The organism is Pantoea dispersa, from assembly GCF_014155765.1.
Taxonomy (GTDB): Bacteria; Pseudomonadota; Gammaproteobacteria; order Enterobacterales; family Enterobacteriaceae; genus Pantoea; species Pantoea dispersa.
In genome coordinates, this window is record NZ_SCKT01000003.1 from 1 (window position 1) to 16,568 (window position 16,568).

13 protein-coding genes and 1 rRNA gene are annotated in these 16,568 nt (G+C 57.8%); 3 read left to right on the forward strand and 11 right to left on the reverse strand.

From position 1 onward, the window contains the following. The first annotated feature begins 228 nt into the window (after nt 1-228). Together rrf and H7K56_RS10085 are read left to right on the forward strand one after the other, a co-directional pair. Nucleotides 229-344: ribosomal RNA gene (rrf, locus tag H7K56_RS10080) — 5S ribosomal RNA — on the forward strand. A gap of 211 nt (nt 345-555) precedes the next feature. Further along, complete coding sequence (locus H7K56_RS10085) at nt 556-1,857, forward strand: MFS family transporter (RefSeq protein WP_021506458.1); 1,302 nt, start codon at nt 556-558, stop codon at nt 1,855-1,857. Here H7K56_RS10085 and H7K56_RS10090 read toward each other — a convergent pair whose 3' ends face one another. The 5 genes from H7K56_RS10090 to trxC form a co-directional block, all read right to left on the reverse strand. After that, on the reverse strand, nt 1,858-2,178 hold the full coding sequence (locus H7K56_RS10090; protein ID WP_150361890.1) for a YfiM family lipoprotein: 321 nt from the start codon (nt 2,176-2,178) through the stop codon (nt 1,858-1,860). Nucleotides 2,179-2,181: 3 nt separating this feature from the next. After that, a complete protein-coding gene (gene pssA / locus H7K56_RS10095) occupies nt 2,182-3,540 on the reverse strand; it encodes a CDP-diacylglycerol--serine O-phosphatidyltransferase (protein WP_176428114.1) in 1,359 nt (452 codons plus the stop codon). An 83-nt stretch (nt 3,541-3,623) separates the two neighbouring features. Continuing rightward, entirely contained in the window at nt 3,624-6,311 is a 2,688-nt protein-coding gene (locus H7K56_RS10100; protein WP_127834791.1) for a bifunctional acetate--CoA ligase family protein/GNAT family N-acetyltransferase, read from the reverse strand. 86 nt (nt 6,312-6,397) lie between these two features. Then, nucleotides 6,398-7,090 (reverse strand): tRNA-uridine aminocarboxypropyltransferase, encoded by a 693-nt coding sequence (locus H7K56_RS10105; protein WP_058758237.1) that lies wholly within the window; start codon nt 7,088-7,090, stop codon nt 6,398-6,400. Nucleotides 7,091-7,166: 76 nt separating this feature from the next. After that, nucleotides 7,167-7,586 (reverse strand): thioredoxin TrxC, encoded by a 420-nt coding sequence (trxC, locus tag H7K56_RS10110; RefSeq protein ID WP_021313847.1) that lies wholly within the window; start codon nt 7,584-7,586, stop codon nt 7,167-7,169. 156 nt (nt 7,587-7,742) lie between these two features. Here trxC and H7K56_RS10115 point away from each other — a divergent pair, with 156 nt between their 5' ends. Next, nucleotides 7,743-8,885, forward strand: a complete 1,143-nt coding sequence (locus H7K56_RS10115; RefSeq protein WP_021506463.1) for a tRNA/rRNA methyltransferase — start codon at nt 7,743-7,745, stop codon at nt 8,883-8,885. A 42-nt stretch (nt 8,886-8,927) separates the two neighbouring features. On the opposite strand, the gene emrB is transcribed toward H7K56_RS10115, so the two are convergent. The 6 genes from emrB to proV all read right to left on the reverse strand — a co-directional run bounded on the left by emrB (nt 8,928) and on the right by proV (nt 16,489). Next, the gene (emrB, locus tag H7K56_RS10120; RefSeq protein WP_021506464.1) at nt 8,928-10,463 is read right to left on the reverse strand and encodes a multidrug efflux MFS transporter permease subunit EmrB; all 1,536 of its coding nucleotides are present in this window, start codon (nt 10,461-10,463) and stop codon (nt 8,928-8,930) included. A gap of 17 nt (nt 10,464-10,480) precedes the next feature. After that, nucleotides 10,481-11,653: a multidrug efflux MFS transporter periplasmic adaptor subunit EmrA gene (gene emrA / locus H7K56_RS10125; protein ID WP_058770894.1), complete on the reverse strand. Its 1,173-nt coding sequence runs from the start codon at nt 11,651-11,653 to the stop codon at nt 10,481-10,483. A gap of 149 nt (nt 11,654-11,802) precedes the next feature. After that, nucleotides 11,803-12,333 carry a transcriptional repressor MprA gene (gene mprA, locus H7K56_RS10130; RefSeq protein WP_021506466.1) on the reverse strand — a complete coding sequence of 177 codons (531 nt, stop codon included), beginning with the start codon at nt 12,331-12,333 and terminating at the stop codon, nt 11,803-11,805. 713 nt (nt 12,334-13,046) lie between these two features. Next, the gene (proX, locus tag H7K56_RS10135; RefSeq protein WP_058758240.1) at nt 13,047-14,042 is read right to left on the reverse strand and encodes a glycine betaine/L-proline ABC transporter substrate-binding protein ProX; all 996 of its coding nucleotides are present in this window, start codon (nt 14,040-14,042) and stop codon (nt 13,047-13,049) included. A gap of 63 nt (nt 14,043-14,105) precedes the next feature. Beyond that, nucleotides 14,106-15,296, reverse strand: a complete 1,191-nt coding sequence (gene proW, locus H7K56_RS10140) for a glycine betaine/L-proline ABC transporter permease ProW (RefSeq protein ID WP_182689005.1) — start codon at nt 15,294-15,296, stop codon at nt 14,106-14,108. Beyond that, the gene (gene proV, locus H7K56_RS10145; RefSeq protein WP_150360892.1) at nt 15,293-16,489 is read right to left on the reverse strand and encodes a glycine betaine/L-proline ABC transporter ATP-binding protein ProV; all 1,197 of its coding nucleotides are present in this window, start codon (nt 16,487-16,489) and stop codon (nt 15,293-15,295) included. The genes proW and proV overlap by 4 nt, the downstream gene beginning before the upstream one ends. Between the last annotated feature and the right edge of the window lie 79 nt (nt 16,490-16,568).

Genomic DNA, 16,568 nt, shown 5'->3' on the forward strand with positions numbered 1-16,568 from the left:
ACCGGTACTAATGACCCGTGAGGCTTAACCTTACAACGCCAGAGGCGTTTTGGTCTGAGAGACAGAAGAATTTTCAGCTTTGTTCACCGGATTACGTCCAGTGGATTTTGTGCTGTGACAAGGCGGCACGCGAGACGACGGGAAGGAGCATACAGAAGTATGTGACTGAGCGGCGCGAGCGGGGCAACGCAGTCAGAGCGCGAAAGACGCGGACGAAAACAGAATTTGCCTGGCGGCAACAGCGCGGTGGTCCCACCTGACCCCATGCCGCACTCAGAAGTGAAACGCCGTAGCGCCGATGGTAGTGTGGGGCCTCCCCATGCGAGAGTAGGGAACTGCCAGGCATCAAATAAGTAAAAAAGCCCCGAACGAGAGTCCGGGGCTTTTTTACGTCTGGCGATCGCTAAATCCACTTCACCCCCTGCAAAATCTCTCCCTAAAACTCCAGCTCTGTCACATTTTGTCATCCTGAACGGGCTCTGATTCCCCCGTACGGCCTACAGCTGCTTTACTCATTGCTTTAGCGATGTTCTTCGCAAGGAAATGAGGTAAAAGATGACAGACTTACAACAAAAATCGGCCCAGCCGGAAGCGGCAGCCGTCAGTAAACAACGCATCTGGGCCATTGTCGGCGCGTCGTCCGGCAATCTGGTCGAATGGTTTGATTTCTACGTCTACTCGTTCTTTTCGCTCTATTTTGCCCATGTATTTTTCCCGGCCGGCGACACCACTACCCAGCTGCTGCAAACGGCCGGCGTGTTTGCGGCGGGCTTCTTAATGCGTCCTATCGGTGGCTGGCTATTCGGCTACATCGCGGACCGTCACGGCCGAAAAAGTTCGATGCTGATCTCGGTATGCATGATGTGTTTTGGTTCGCTGGTCATTGCCTGTTTACCCGGCTACGGCGAAATCGGCATTGCGGCGCCGGTGATTTTGCTACTGGCACGCATGTTTCAGGGCTTATCGGTGGGCGGTGAATATGGTACCAGCGCTACCTACATGAGTGAGGTGGCACTGGAAGGGCGCAAAGGCTTCTACGCGTCGTTCCAGTACGTCACCCTGATTGGCGGTCAGCTGTTAGCCGTGCTGACAGTCGTGGTACTGCAACAAATCCTCAGTGATGAAGCGCTGCGCAGCTGGGGCTGGCGTATCCCGTTCTTTCTTGGCGCGGTTCTGGCAGTGGTCGCTCTGTGGTTGCGTCGCTCACTGAATGAAACCTCCGAGAAAAAGCACCGGGAACATCGCGATGCCGGCAGCATCCTTGGCCTGCTGCGTAACCATTCGCGCGCCTTCCTGATGGTGCTTGGCTTTACCGCTGGCGGATCGCTGAGCTTCTATACCTTCACAACCTACATGCAGAAATATCTGGTGAACACGGCGGGTATGGATGCGCGCAGCGCCAGTGCGTTGATGACCGGCGCGCTGCTGGTATTCATGCTGATTCAGCCAATTGTGGGCGCGCTGTCAGATAAGATTGGCCGGCGGGCATCAATGATGATCTTTGGCGCTGGCGCGGCTATCTGTACCGTGCCGATTTTGATGTTACTGCAGAATGTGCAAAGTAGCGGGCTGGCGTTCGTGCTGGTGATGCTGGCGCTGATTATTACCAGTTTCTACACCGCCATCAGCGGCATCCTTAAAGCGGAGATGTTCCCGCCGGAAGTGCGGGCGCTTGGCGTGGGGCTTTCCTATGCGGTAGCTAATGCTATCTTTGGCGGTTCGGCCGAGTACGTGGCGCTATTACTGAAGAAGCACGGCATCGAAACCACCTTCTTCTGGTATGTCTCGGCAATGGGCGCGCTGGCATTTCTGGTATCGCTGATGCTGCACCGCAAAGGCAAGGGGATTGCGCTGTGATTACTGGCTCAGGTTCCATAAGGCAATGCCGCTGGCCGCACCGGCGACATCCCAGCTAAGATCTTTCCAGCTCCAGCCGCTCCCGGCAGGGCGGCTGTCCCAGGCTTCTTTGGCCACGCCGAAGCTTAGCGAAAAGAGCAGGCCGAAGCGCAGATTTTGCCCGCGGCCCTGATGTTGATGCTGAGAGATCTCACTGCCCGCGGCAGCCAGAGCGGCAGAGGAGAAAAAGTGTTGTGTTTTATCCTGGCCGGTCCAGCTGTCCTGCGCCACATGCGCACATCCGCTACACAGTAATACCGCACAGAGGATGAGCGCACGCATCGGCTACAGCAAACGGCTAATAAGGCGATCGATACGGATGCGACGCAGACGGCGAATCAGCTTACGCACCTTTGCAGGGTAATCAGAGATGCTTTCCAGCTCGCGGAAATGTTTCACCACCGTGGTGTGCTGACGGATCAGCGCCAGTTCCTTATCGCGCTGCTCTGCCAGCTGGTTGAGCGGATCGTGAATCAGCACCGCATTTTCCAGATCGAGTCGCCAGGCGCGCGGATTGAGGTTATTACCAGTGATCATCATCCACTCGTCATCAACCCAGATGCCTTTCAGGTGATAGCTGTTGTCGCCATCTTTCCACAAACGTACCGTCAGCTGGCCGTTATTAACGTAATACTGCAACCGGCTGAGGAAGCGACGCAGGTTGATTTCATACAGATAGGGCAGCGCACCGATAATCTTGAACGGCTCGTGTGGCGGAATGTAGAAATCGTTGGCGGTTTTATCGCCGACGATGATCTCGACCTCTTTGCCCTGACGCAGCAGCTGGATCAGATTGCGCACCAGAATGGCCGGCAGGTTAAAGTACGGCGTGCACAGCGTGAGCTTACGCTCGGCGCAGGGCATTAAATGGAAGATGGTTTTGTTCAGCAGGCTACGTTTACCCAGCCCGACCAGCGGCGTGACGGCCAGTGATTCGTTGCCGGCATCACCGGTAAACTGATAGTTGAAGCTGCGCAGCTCCTGACGAAACTGGCGGGTTTCATTCTTGATTTCCGGGCTGGAGGGACGTTCGGCCTGGTCGAGACGGTTAACGGCCTCAGAATGTTTGAGATTCTCACCAATCCACTGAAACATGGTGTCCGCCAGCTGCGGATTACGGATCAGCTGATAACGGTCATAACGGTATTTGTCATGCTGATGCAGATAAACATCGTTCAGGCTGGCACCGCTGTAGAGCAGCGTATCGTCAATGATAAAGCCTTTCAGATGCAGCACACCGAGCGCTTCGCGGGTGTTCACCGGAATGCCATACACCGGAATCGCGATATCGGGATGCTGCGCCGCCATTTCGCAATACCAGTCGGCGTTCGTCAGGCCGCGCGCGGCACCGATACGGCCGCGCTGCGCACGATGCCAGTCCACCAGAATGCTGACATCCAGTTCCGGGCGCGCCTGACGCGCTGCATACAGCGCCTGCATGATGCTGCGTCCGCCGTCATCATTTTCCAGATACAGCGCGGCGATGCAGATGCGTTTTTCTGCCGTGGCGATTTTCGTCAGCAGGGTTTCACGAAACTCGGCGGGCGAGTAAAGCGTGGTCACATCCGACACGGACTGTGACAGTTTAGGCAGCTGTGCGAGGTGTTGTTGGTGTTTATTGCGTTTGAATTTAGACAACATCACAGTGCACTTCTTCTCTGTTCATTGTATGGCCTTTTGCCATCAAATCATGATCCTAACGGTAAATAATAACATCAACCGGCCGGTTAAGGAGGATTTTTACCTTTCTCTACAGCCAGGTCACCGGTGTCAGCCAGCGGTAAATTCAGGCTGACAATGCCATCATCCAGTTGAATATTCACACGAAAATTGAGTTTTCGCGCCAGGGTAATCATGCCGGTATTGTGCGGCATGGTGATACCGTTCAATTGTTGCAGGCCGTGATCGCGCGTATAGCGGATCATCTTTTCCAGCAGCCGCCGGCCCATGCCCAGACCCTTCAGGTCGGAACGCACCAATACCGAAAATTCTGCGTCGATATTGTCAGCATCGGAGATGGCGCGCGTCACGCCGATGATCTCATCGGCACCGTTATGCTGGCGTACTGCGACAATCGCCATCTCCCGGTCGTAATCGATCTGCGTCATGTTCGCCAAATCGTCGTGGGTAAACTCATTGATCTCACTGAAGTAGCGATAGTAAAGGTCTTCTTTGGTGACCTGGGCGATGAAGGCGCGTAGCTGCGGTTCATCCTCCGGCAGAATTGGTCTAAACAGGCAGCGCTGGCCATCTTTAAGCTGTACCTGCTCTTCCAGATGGTGCGGATAGGGACGAATCGCCAGCCGCGCCTCACTGTCGCCATGAAACGGAGCCAGCTGCAGCGTCACGTCCAGCAGGGTAAAGGTATTGGCGGATGCCAGCAGCGGATGAATATCCAGCCGCTGAATCTCCGGACAGTCGACCACCAGGTTTGATACCTGCACCAGCAGCTGACTGAGACCGGTGATGTCCAGCGGGCGCAGTGCACTGCGGCTGCGCACTTTGCCGCTCTTCAGTGCCTGAATCACCAGATAGCGCGCCAGCGTCATATTCAACGGCGGCAACGCTACGGCGGCCTGCTTGTCCGGTTGCCACTCCACACCGCCTTCGCCCAGCATGATGATCGGGCCAAACAGCGGGTCATGCTCAACCACCACCCGCAGCTCCTGCGCACCGGCGCGGTTCGCCATACTTTGCACCAGCAGGCCGTCAATGCGCGCCTGCGGATGCGTTTCACGCACGCGATCGAAGATGGCGTCTGCCGCCTGTTCAACTTCTGCCGCGCTGCGCAGATAGAGCATTACGCCCTGTACATCCGACTTATGTGCAATATCCGGCGAGCGCAGCTTGAGCGCCACCGGATAACCAATCTGGTCGGCAATCTTAGCGGCAGACTGGCTGTCGCTGGCGATCCACGTTGGCAGCGTTGCCAGCCCGTAAGCCTGCAGTATGGGCTGCACCTCGTGCGTATCCAGCGTGGTAATGCCGCTATCCAGTGCCTGTTGCAGCAGCTGATGTGCCTCGGCGCTGTTTTGCGTCAGGCCCAGCGGCAGCGCTGGCGTTTCGCGTAGCTGTTTCTGGTTACGCCGATACTCAACCTGATGCATAAATGCCGTCACCGTGCCTTCTGGCGTGCGCCAGGTCGGAATGCCGGCCTGGGTGAATGCGCGGCGGGCTTCCTGCGAAGAGTGTTCGCCGCACCAGTTGGTCAGCAGCGTCACCTGCTTACCCCGCGGATGCGCGGCCACCGCCGCAATAATCTGCGCAGCGGTTTCACTGGCCGGAGAGACGGCGCTGGGTGAATGGATGATCATCAGCGCATCCAGTTCATGGCTGTCGAGCAGCTGTGTTACGCAGGCCACGTACAGCGCGGGCGTCGCATGATCTTTCAAATCCAGCGGATTACCGCGCCCGATGCCCTCCGGCAGCAGGGCCGCCAGCGCCTGCAGCGTGGGCTCATCCAGCGTCGCCAGCTTGCCGTTACGCGCATAGAGTTCATCCAGCGCCAGCGCTGCCGGGGCGGCGCCGTTGCTGATAATCATCAGGCGCTCACCGCGCAGCGGGCGCATGTGGCTGAGCGACTCCACGGCGGAAAACAGCTCATGCGTGTCCTGCACGCGCAGCAGACCGGCGCGCTGAATGGCGGCATCCCAGGCAGCATCCAGTCCGCTGGCGGTGCCGATCATCGCCTGTGCCTGATGGCTGCGACCGCTTTTGATCACCAGAATCGGTTTATTACGTGCTGCGCTACGCGAGGCAGAAACGAAGCGCCGGGCGTCGCTCAGGTGTTCCAGGTAGAGCAAAATGGCGCTGGTTTTGCCATCGCGTGCAAGAAAATCCAGCAGGTCGTCGACATCAATATCCAGGCTGTCGCCTAAGGCGATAAACCACGAAAAGCCCAGGTTGCGCTGTTGCGCCCAGTCGAGAATGGTGTTGGACACCGCCGCCGATTGCGAAATAAAGGCGATGCGTCCTTTCGCAATCGGTACCGGTGAGAAGCTGGCATTCAGCCCCTGCCAGGGGGCTAACAGGCCCAGACTGTTGGGGCCCAGCAGGCGCATCTGCCACTGGCTGGCACAGGCTTTCAGCGCCTCCAGCTGGCTGGCCGGCGCGGAGAGAATAATACAGGCTTTACAGCCTTTTTCTCCCAGCTGCTGTAACAGTTCCAGGTTGCGTCTGGCGTGGGTGCAGATAATCGCCAGGTCGGGGGCGAAGGGCAGGCTGGCCACGTCCGGCCAGGCCAGAACGCCACTGACCGCTTTGTATTTGGGCGTGACCGGCAACACCGGACCGCCAAAGCCGCCCGCCAGCAGGTTGCGCATCATCAGATAGCCAGCGCGGCCCGGTTTTATCGACGCACCCAGCACCGCAATTGATTTCGGTCGTAACAGCGCTTCCAGTCCACGTTGGCTCATCATTCGCTCCTGCTCTCGGGATTGGCATGATTGTAAACGCTTTTACGCCGGTTGCCGATTTGTCGATGTCAGGCTGCGAGCCAGCTTCAGAAATTGTCTGTTTGCGCGTGTATCGGATGGTGGGGTTTGCCAGCCAGATAGGCCTGACGGAAGCGTTCAAAGTGTTGCTGCAACGCCTGAGCCGCCGGGACATCACCTGCCTGTTCCAGCAGCGCGGCGGCCACCTCGGCGGTGCAGTGCTGGCCCGGCGCGTGGGCTTCGCGCAGCGTGTAGCGCGACGGTGTCGCCACATTCAGTGACATCACCGGAAAGCTATCCAGCCACGGACTTTTGCGGAACATTTTGCGCGCTTCGGTCCAGGTGCCGTCGAGCATGATAAACAGCGGGGGCTTACCGCCGGTGGGTGGCGTGGTCAGCACCTGGCGATCGGCATCGGCGTAGGCACCGGGAAACACCACCATCGGCTGATAATCGGCCGTCTGCACCGCCGCCAGCAGCGCGGCGTCGGGCTCGGTGCGCGACCAGCCAAAGGCCTGGGTTTCCGGCAGAATGTCGGCAATCAGCCGGCCGGTATTACTGGGTTTCATTGGTTCAGTATCAAACATCACCAGGCAAAACCGGCTGCGCGCCTGCTGCGGCTGCAGGGTCGCGCACAGACAGTTTTTATGCGGCAGCAGGCAGCGCTGACAGCGCAGCACGCGGTTGCCTCGGGCGAGAAACGGGCGCGTGGCACGCGCTAAACGCTGCGCACGCAGGCGCAGGACGGCATTTTCAGACATAGCATCGCGGACAGGGAAAAACGCCAGTGTAATAGAAGGGCAAAAACAAGGCCAGCGCGTGGCTGGCCCTGGGGGATCAGAGTGATTCGTCGAGCCATTCGTTGAATGGCGCTTTCGGCATCGCACCGTTCAGCATGTCCACCATCTCACCGTTTTTGAACAGCATAATGGTTGGGATGCTGCGGATGCGAAAACGCGTGCTGAGCGCAGGTTCCGCCTCAGTGTTCACTTTCACGAAGCGCACTTTGCCGCGCCGCTCGTCAGCGACGTCTTTAAACACCGGCGCGAAGTTCACGCACGGGCCGCACCATGGCGCCCAGAAGTCGACCACGACCGGCAGATCGTCCTGCAGGTATTTATCCAGCGTGGCCGCCGTGGCATTCACCACTTCACCGCTAAACAGCGCATCGCCGCAGCGACCGCATTTGGCTCCGTCGGCCAGACGTTCCTCGGGAACGCGGTTAGTTGCCTGACAGGAGGCACATACAGTATTCATCGTCACCTCAAACCGGACCTGTAAATCTTAGGATTGGTGAACATTATGAAAAGGTTGAATGCTATGCTCAATCTGGATTAAGCAATAGGTTCAATAGTTGATAGCTAAGCGCCGATACATCAGGTAATCTTCGCGCTCTCAATGCTGGAGGAACAGATGAACGACGAATTTAAAGGCAAAAGCGGCAAGGTAAAAGTGATGTACGTACGTGATGAGGAGGGCGGTCAGAAGCCAAATCCCCGTACCGGCAAAGGCGGCCGTCCTGCTGCGCGCCAGGAAGAGAATCGTCGCTCTGGTCCTCGCAGCACCCGTAATAATGAAGAGAGCGGTCGTCCGCGCACCGCCCGTGGCGATGATGCCGGGCGTTCGCGTGGACCACGTGACGATGCTGGCCGTTCGCGCGGTCCGCGTGACGATAGCGCGCGCGGTCGTCGCAGCGATCGGGACGATCGCGGCTTCAGTGATTCACCGTGGCGCACCGTGTCACGTCCGCCTGTCGCCGCTGAAGCGGATGCGGGTGACGAAGCGGCCAGCAGCAAGCCTGTTATCGACCCGGAACTGATTCGCCGTCAGCGTCAGGAAGAGACGCGCGTATACGGCGAAAACGCCTGCCAGGCGCTGTTCCAGAGCCGTCCCGAAAGCATCGTCCGTGCGTGGTTTGTGCAAAGCGTCACGCCGCGCTTCCGCGAAACCCTGCGCTGGCTGGCAGCAAACCGCAAAGCCTATCACGTGGTGGACGACGCCGAGCTGGCGAAAGCGTCCGGGACTGAACACCACGGCGGCGTGTGCTTCATTATTAAGAAGCGCATGGGCATGCCGGTGGCGGAATGGCTGCAGCAGGCGCAGAGCAAAGACTGCGTACTGGCGCTGGAAGATGTCAGCAACCCGCACAACCTTGGGGGTATCATGCGCAGCTGCGCGCACTTTGGCGTCAAAGGTTTGCTGGTCAATGATGCCTCGCTGCTGGAGTCGGGTGCCGCAGTCCGCACGGCCGAAGGTGGTGCAGAGCACGTCCAGGCGATCAGCGGCGAAAGCTTTGCTGCGGGTCTGGAAGCATTCCGCAAAGCCGGTTACACCATCGTGACCACATCCAGCCACGCCGGTACGCCACTGGCGCAGGCGGCGCTGCCAGCCAAAATGGTACTGGTGCTGGGTCAGGAGCGTGAAGGTCTGTCAGACAGCGCATTCCAGCAGGGCGATATCAGCCTGTCGATTGGCGGTACCGGCAACGTTGAAAGCCTCAACGTTTCGGTCGCGACCGGTATCCTGCTCGCCGAGTGGTGGCGTCAGAACGCATAAATAAAAAAACGGGCCGCTGTGGCCCGTTTTTGTTTCTGTCACTCAGTGCGCGCCACCGCCGCCACCGCCTGCGCCAAACGGCGGACGGGCAAACCACACCAGAACCAGCAGGACCAAAAACACCCCCGCCGATGCCCAGAAGATCTCGTTAGCCGAGATAATCAGGCCCTGATTAGTAATTTGTTGGGCGATATAAGCCGACGCCTGCTGCTGCGTCATGCCCATGCTTTGCAGCTGGTCATACATTTGCTGCGAATTCGGATTGAATGGATTAACCGATTCCGACAGGTAGCTGTGGTGCATCGATTCGCGGTCTGTCCACATGGTGGTGGTGATCGACGTTCCGATTGAACCCGCCAGCGTACGCACAAAGTTCGACAGGCTGGAGGCCGCCGCCATACGCTCTGGCGGCAAGCCGGACAGCGTAATGGTGGTCAGTGGCATAAAGAAGCAGGCCACCGCGAACCCCTGGATAAACTGCGGCCACGCGGAGGCACCGAAATCCATCCCCGGCTCAAACGTATACGCACGCCAGTAGAAGCACACCGCGTACATGATAAAACTAAAGGTTACCAGCCGCCGCATATCGAGCTTATGGGCGAAGCGACCAATGATCGGCGACAGAATCACCGGAATGATCCCCACCGGCGCCGATGCCAGCCCTGCCCAGGTGGCGGTATAGCCGTATACCTCCTGGAGCAGTTGCGGCAGCAGGACGATCGAGCCGAAGTACAGCATGTAAGCCAGACTGATCGACAGACAGCCGATGGTGAAATTTCGCTTCTTAAACAGCGACAAATCGACAATCGGGTGATCGTCGGTCAGCTCCCACACCAGCAGCACGGCTAGCGACACCACCGCGACCACCGTCAGCACGATGATTTCGGTTGAGCCAAACCAGTCGAGTTCTTTACCGCGGTCAAGCATCACCTGCAGAGAACCAATCCCCACCACCAGCAGCACCAGACCGACCATATCGATCGGGCGGATCTCAGTTTTGGTTTCGCGCCCGCGCAGGGTTTGCAGCGTCAGCATCACCACCACCACGCCAATTGGCACGTTGATGAAGAAGATCCAGCCCCAGTGATAGTTATCGCTGATCCAGCCGCCAAGAATCGGACCGCAGATCGGCGCAACGATCACCGTCATCGCCCACAGCGACAGCGCCACGCTGCGCTTGGCCGGCGGGTAGTTGTTCAGTAGCAAACTTTGCGACAGCGGAATCAGCGGACCGGCCACCACGCCCTGAATCACGCGGAAGAAGATCAGCATCTCCAGGCTTTCGGACATGCCGCACGCCCATGAGGCCAGCGCGAACAGAATGGTCGACCAGGTGAACAGCTTCACTTCACCAACGCGCTTTGCCAGCCAGCCGGTGATCGGGATCGAGATGGCATTCGCCACCCCGAACGAGGTGATCACCCAGGTGCCCTGCGAGTTGGACGCCCCGAGGTTACCGGCGATGGTTGGGATCGCCACGTTAGCGATGGTGGAGTCGAGTACCTGCATGAACGTCGCCAGCGACAGGGCGATGGTCATCAGAACTAACGGCGCACCTTCAAGCGGCTTTTGTGCCATAACAGCCTCCCGCGAGGTTATTGCGCGTTGGCACGGACAATGTCAGCGATCAGCTGGTTAACCGGCGCAAGGTCGATTGCCAGCGCGTTACTTTCATACGCGGCCTGGGTGCGGACATTGCTGGCCAGCGCGGCGCCATCTTTGTTCTGGGTATCTACTTTCACCAGCGTGGACAGGCCGATACGCAGCGGATGTTGCGCCACTTGCTGCGGATCGAGTTCGATACGCACCGGCAGGCGCTGTACCACTTTGATCCAGTTACCGGTGGCGTTCTGCGCTGGCAGCAGCGAGAAGGCGCTACCGGTGCCCATATCCAGACCAACCACTTTGCCGTGATACTCCACATCATCGCCGTAGATATCACTGATGACCGTGGCGGGCTGACCGATGCGCACGCCTGCCAGCTGCGTCTCTTTAAAGTTGGCGTCAACCCACAGGTTGGTGGCCGGCACCACCGCCAGCAGCGGTGTGCTGGTGGAGATCTGTGAACCGACCTGCACGCTGCGACGCGAGACATAGCCGTCCATCGGGCTGCGGATGTCGGTGCGCTGCAGCGCCAGCCAGGCATCGCGCAGCTCAGCAGCGCTCTGTTTTACCGCCGGCTGATTTTCGAGGTCGGTATTCAGGATCATTGCCTGGTTCGCGTTGTACTGCTGAATCGCCACGTCCAGCTGAGCTTTCGCCGTGGCCACGGCATCACGCGCGTGCTGCAGCTCTTCGCGACCAATCAGATTGGCGGCACCGAGCGGCTCGCGACGTTTCAGGTCGGATTCGGCCTGATCCAGCGCGGTCTGTTGCAGCTTGATGGTAGCCTGATACTGTTTGCCGTTGATCATCAGCTGGTGCGTCTGGCGCACGCTGGTGGCCAGCGCGGTCTGCGCTTTCTCGAATGCCTGCTGCGCATCGGTTTTATCCAGCGACACCAGAATGTCGCCTTTTTTCACCCGATCCGTATCCTCGAACCACACTTTATTCACGCTGCCGGAAACCTGGGCCATCACCTGCACCTGGTTGCCTGCCACGTAGGCGTCATCGGTTTCCTGGAAGTGGCGCAGCACCAGATACCAGTAAGCCAGATAACCCACACCAATCACGATAAACACGATAGCCAGCAGGATCAGCGCACCTTTGCGCTTCTTCTTTTTGTTCGCGGGCTGTTGCGGGCTTTGAGCTTCCGCTGTCGCACTCATGTCGTTCTCCACGTTTGCCATTTAGTCGGGATGTGTTGATCCATCAACACGGTCGCCCGAGTCGAAAAAGCCAGCGTTTGCAACGCTGGCCGGATAAAAGGGGATTAAAATAGCGATTTCGGTGGGTGATTGTGTCGCAGTTCTTGCTATTAACGCGACAGGGAAGCGATAACCTGATCTTCGTCCATTTTATCGAGACGGTTAAGCAACTTACGCGTGATGGCTTCCAGCTGCTCCTGCTCGGTATCAGTCAGTGAGGACCACAGATACTGCAGGCTCTGATGCTGTGGTGGCAGCAGCTGACGTAAGAATTCGTTACCTTTTTCCGTCAGGTGCAGGTGCAGGCAACGGCGATCGTTGTCGCTCTCACGACGCTCGATCCAGCCGCGCTTTTCCAGTTCATCAGCGATGCGCGTCGCGTTGGTGCGGGAAGAACCCAGCGCCGAGCTCAGCTCAGAAGGCTGAATGCTCTGGTTTTCCTGCGCGTCCAGCGTAATCAGCGCCATGAATAAAGTTTCGTTAATTCCCTGCGCCTTCAACATTTTGTTGCGATTATCCAGCAGTTTACCCTGCATGTGCATGCACAGACGGGTCAGGATGATCTCCTGCAGCGGAAAATCTTTGTGGCGATTAGCACGGATGTTTAGCATCTGCTCAATGGGAGTAAACGAGCTTTCCATTAAAAACCTCTTAGTTGCAACAAATATAATAATGAGGGTGACAGATTAAGCGTAGTCATATTTTCCGCCTGTGATTGTTTGCACCGTCACACTGTCAGCACCTGGCGTTCCAGGTCGGTCCATAACCCTGGGCTCTGCGCCCTGACCAGCCGCTTTGCAGACAAAGCCGCCATCGTCATCAATTCGCTAAGCGAAACCTTCAGTGGATTGAATAATTTCGCGAGTAAAAATAACTTAGGTGAATAACTGTGAGGCTAACCATAACAAAGCCAATCATTAATGAACAGTATCGCTCACCACTTTGCATTGATCTTTACGTTTTCTAAACACTTTTTCCGGCCAGCTTTGCTGGAGTAAATCAATGGGTTAATCGACAAGGCACCGGTTAGTCCGGGTAACGCGCCAGCATCAGCGGCGTGATGAATTCCGTTCGTCGTCTGCCGTATAACCGGCACGTGGCAGGGTGAATGCCATCGATAACGCAGACTCATCCTGGCGCGACAGACCCGATGCGGGCGGCGGAAAGGAGACATAGCTGGTGGGAAAAGCGGGTAAATAATCATATGTGGGTAATAGTAACCCAAAAAATTATTTCAATGTTGTGTTAATTAACAGGACGTACCAGTGCGCTATAGCGCACGCTTCGCTTACTGACGGGGCGGGAGGGCGGAAAATGGCGGCACCACGTGGCTGAGACGAGGTGCCGCGTGGGCTTATTTCGCCGCCGCCATGGCGTCGCTGACCCATTTATCAAATTCCGCCTGATGAGCTTTGATCCAGCCGTCAACGTGGCCGTTGATGTCCGCTTCTGAGGCGTGACCGGCATGCATCGCGGCGTTCTCGGCATTGATGTCGCCAATCGGCAGCTTCATTTCAGCAAACAGTTTTGCCGCCGCCGGATTCTTCTCCGCCCAGGCTTTGTTGGCCACGATATGCATGGTGTTCACCGGGAAGCCATAGTTGGCGCCGTTGGCCAGTCTGGTATCCACTTTGCTCTGCGCGCCTGGCAGTGAGGAGAACGGTACCTGTAACCACACCACATCTTTGCCTGGCTTCAGCACGTCGCTGACCCAGTATGGCGTCCAGGTATAATAGAGAATCGGTTTACCCTGTTTGAAGCGCGTAATGGTGTCGGCAATCATCGCCGAGTAGTTACCCTGGTTGTGTACCACGGTATCGCTCAGTTTGTAGGCCTCAATCTGATGGTTAATCACCGCCTCACAGCCCCAGCCAGGCGTACAGCCGGTCAGGTCTGCTTTGCCATCGCCATTAGTATCAAACAGTCTGGCCAGCTTCGGCTCTTTCAGCTGCTCGATGTTGGTGATGTGGTACTGGTCGGCGGTTTTCTTGTCGATCAGGTAACCCTGCGCGGCACCGCTGACGTAGGTGCCCTGGCGATAAAATTTATTATCACCGCCGGCGGCTTTGTACATGTCGTCATGCAGCGGTTGCCAGTTGGTGGCGATAAACGTGGCATCACCGCCGGCAATGGTGGTGTAAGCCACGTTGTAATCCACTTCACTCGGCTTCTCAACGGTGTAGCCGAGCTTTTCCAACGCGCGGCTCACCAGCAGCGTCTGGAAGGTCTCTTCGGAAATGGTACTCTGAGCCGGTTTAACGGTAATGCCTTTGCCCGGAAGGTCGGCGGCGGACACGTGCGTCGCGGCAACCGTGGTCAGGACGGCGGCGAATAGAGCTGTCTTGCGCATAGTCATTCCTTATTTTACGTGTGACGTCGGAGACGGGCGACCGCAGCGGGCCGCCCAAAGAAATCAGGCTTTTTTACTGAATGGACGCAGCAACAAACCCAGCGGCCCGCTGCTGTACCAGTGGCGGCTGCCACGGCTGCGGCTGTCGCGACCTACTGACTGTGTCAGGCGGTCGAGAATGATGGCGAGGATCACGATACCGACGCCGCCCACGCTGGCGAGCCCCATATCGAGACGGCCAATACCGCGCAGCACCATCTGGCCCAGACCGCCAACGGCAATCATCGAGGCGATGACCACCATCGACAGCGCCAGCATCAGCGTCTGATTGACACCGGCCATGATGGTCGGCATCGCCAGCGGCAGCTGGACCTTGAACAGCATCTGGCGCGGGCTGGCACCGAAAGATTCACTGGCTTCGATCAGGTCAGCCGGCACCTGCTTAATACCGAGTATGGTGAGACGTACCACCGGCGGCAGGGCAAAAATAATCGTCACCACCACGCCCGGCACGTTGCCGATACCAAACAGCATGACGATGGGCACCAGATAGACGAACGCCGGCGTGGTTTGCATCGCATCCAGCAGGGGCCGCACGATGCGCGCCGCGCGCTCACTGCGCGCCAGCCAGATGCCAAGCGGCAGGCCAATCAGTACGCAGAACAGCAGGGCGGTGAGCACCAGCGCCAGCGTCACCATCGCCTGGGACCAGGCGCCGATCATGCCAATCAGCACCAGCGATATTAGCGTGGCGAGGCCCATCGCCGGGCTGGCAATCTGCCAGGCAATCAGCGCAAACACCACGATCGCCACTGGTGCAGGCAGACCCATCAGCAGTTGCTGGAAGGCGCTGAGGATATAATCCACCGGCACGCGAATGCCCTGAAACAGCGGGCGGAAGTGGGTTACCACCCAGTCAATGCCTTCGGTGACCCAGCGATCCAGCGGAATCAGCGTGGTGTGGAACGGATCCAGCAGGCTGAAGTGCTCCGGCGCCGCGGCCGGTGCACTGCTCAGCCAGTCGCTGCTGCTGGCGGCGCTGCTGACGGCATCGTGTCCACCACTGCTGACGGCATCCGATGTACTGCCGGCGGCGTTGCCCCAGGCATCGGCGGCGCTGGCGCTGCTGTCAGCCGGTGTGCTGCTGCCTGTCGCGGACCACGGATCGCTGCTGGCGGCGGCGGCGTTGCTGGTGGCGGGTGGTGCGCTGGTCTGGCTGGCGCTTTCCCATGGATTGGCGTTTTGTGCACTCATGGCTGGGCTCCTTCACGATCTAAAGCGCGTAACAGCGTGCTTTTGGAAATGATACCGACGTACTGCTGATCTTCGCCGATCACCGGCACCGCACAGGGTGCCTGCGCGACGTGAGAGAGCAAATCGTTGAGCGAGGTATCGGCAGGAACCGCCAGCGGTGCGTCGAGCAGCGCGTTATCCAGCCCTTCACCGGCGGCGAGTGCCGCTTTCAGCGAGTCAGTGGAGACGACGCCGATGAATTTCTGTTTCTCCAGCACGTAGCCATATTCGCGGTCTTCATCCTGCAGCAGTTTGATCGCCGAACGCGGACCGAAACCGGCGGCCTTACGAATCAGCGCGCCGGCGCTGCGGCGGGCGATATCTTTGGCGCTGAAGACGTGACTGATATCCACGCCGCGGAAGAAGGTGCGCACATAATCGTTGGCCGGATTATTGAGGATTTCATCCGGCGTGCCGACCTGCACCACTTCGCCGCCCTGCATGATGGCGATGCGGTCGCCAATACGCATCGCTTCATCCAGATCGTGGGAAATAAAGACGATGGTGCGCTGATGTTTCGCCTGCAGTTTTACCAGTTCATCCTGCATTTCCGTGCGAATTAATGGATCAAGTGCGGAAAAGGCTTCGTCCATTAGCAATATATCCGGATTAATCGCCAGTGCGCGGGCTAATCCAACACGCTGACGCATTCCGCCGGAGAGTTCATCGGGCCAGGCGTGAGCATAATTTTCCAGCCCGACCTGACGCAGCGCGTCGAGCGCTTTTTCCTGCCGCTCCTGCAGCGCCACGCCAGCTAATTCCATGCCGAACGCGGTATTATTTAGCACCGTCATGTGCGGCATCAGTGCGAATGACTGGAATACCATGCTGATTTTATTTCTGCGCACATCACGCAATTCTGCGTCGGATATTTTGGCAATATCGACGCCATCAATAATCACCTGGCCGCGTGTCGGCTCGATCAGACGATTGAGAAGGCGAACCATAGTGGACTTGCCGGAGCCGGACAGTCCCATGATGACAAAGATCTCGCCTTCTTCAATGGCCAGACTGGCATTTTTGACGCCGAGTGAGAGGCCGGTTTTCGCCAGAATACTCTCTTTACTCTCGCCTTTTTCAATCAGCTTAAATGCCTTTTCGGTATGATCGCCAAATACCTTATATAAATTCTTTACTTCGAGTTTAATTGCCATGCAGTAATGAAATTCCTGGTTAAATGTCTGACTATTTCTTGTTGTACCCTGCGTAAATTTAAGCGCCTATACCGTAGCA

Coding starts and splice junctions, on each gene's coding strand:
- mprA (WP_021506466.1), bottom strand. CDS start 12,333: ATGGAAAGCTCGTTTACTCCCATTGAGCAGATGCTAAACATCCGTGCT.
- H7K56_RS10115 (WP_021506463.1), top strand. CDS start 7,743: ATGAACGACGAATTTAAAGGCAAAAGCGGCAAGGTAAAAGTGATGTAC.
- proX (WP_058758240.1), bottom strand. CDS start 14,042: ATGCGCAAGACAGCTCTATTCGCCGCCGTCCTGACCACGGTTGCCGCG.
- emrA (WP_058770894.1), bottom strand. CDS start 11,653: ATGAGTGCGACAGCGGAAGCTCAAAGCCCGCAACAGCCCGCGAACAAA.
- emrB (WP_021506464.1), bottom strand. CDS start 10,463: ATGGCACAAAAGCCGCTTGAAGGTGCGCCGTTAGTTCTGATGACCATC.
- proV (WP_150360892.1), bottom strand. CDS start 16,489: ATGGCAATTAAACTCGAAGTAAAGAATTTATATAAGGTATTTGGCGAT.
- H7K56_RS10090 (WP_150361890.1), bottom strand. CDS start 2,178: ATGCGTGCGCTCATCCTCTGTGCGGTATTACTGTGTAGCGGATGTGCG.
- H7K56_RS10100 (WP_127834791.1), bottom strand. CDS start 6,311: ATGAGCCAACGTGGACTGGAAGCGCTGTTACGACCGAAATCAATTGCG.
- H7K56_RS10085 (WP_021506458.1), top strand. CDS start 556: ATGACAGACTTACAACAAAAATCGGCCCAGCCGGAAGCGGCAGCCGTC.
- proW (WP_182689005.1), bottom strand. CDS start 15,296: ATGAGTGCACAAAACGCCAATCCATGGGAAAGCGCCAGCCAGACCAGC.
- H7K56_RS10105 (WP_058758237.1), bottom strand. CDS start 7,090: ATGTCTGAAAATGCCGTCCTGCGCCTGCGTGCGCAGCGTTTAGCGCGT.
- trxC (WP_021313847.1), bottom strand. CDS start 7,586: ATGAATACTGTATGTGCCTCCTGTCAGGCAACTAACCGCGTTCCCGAG.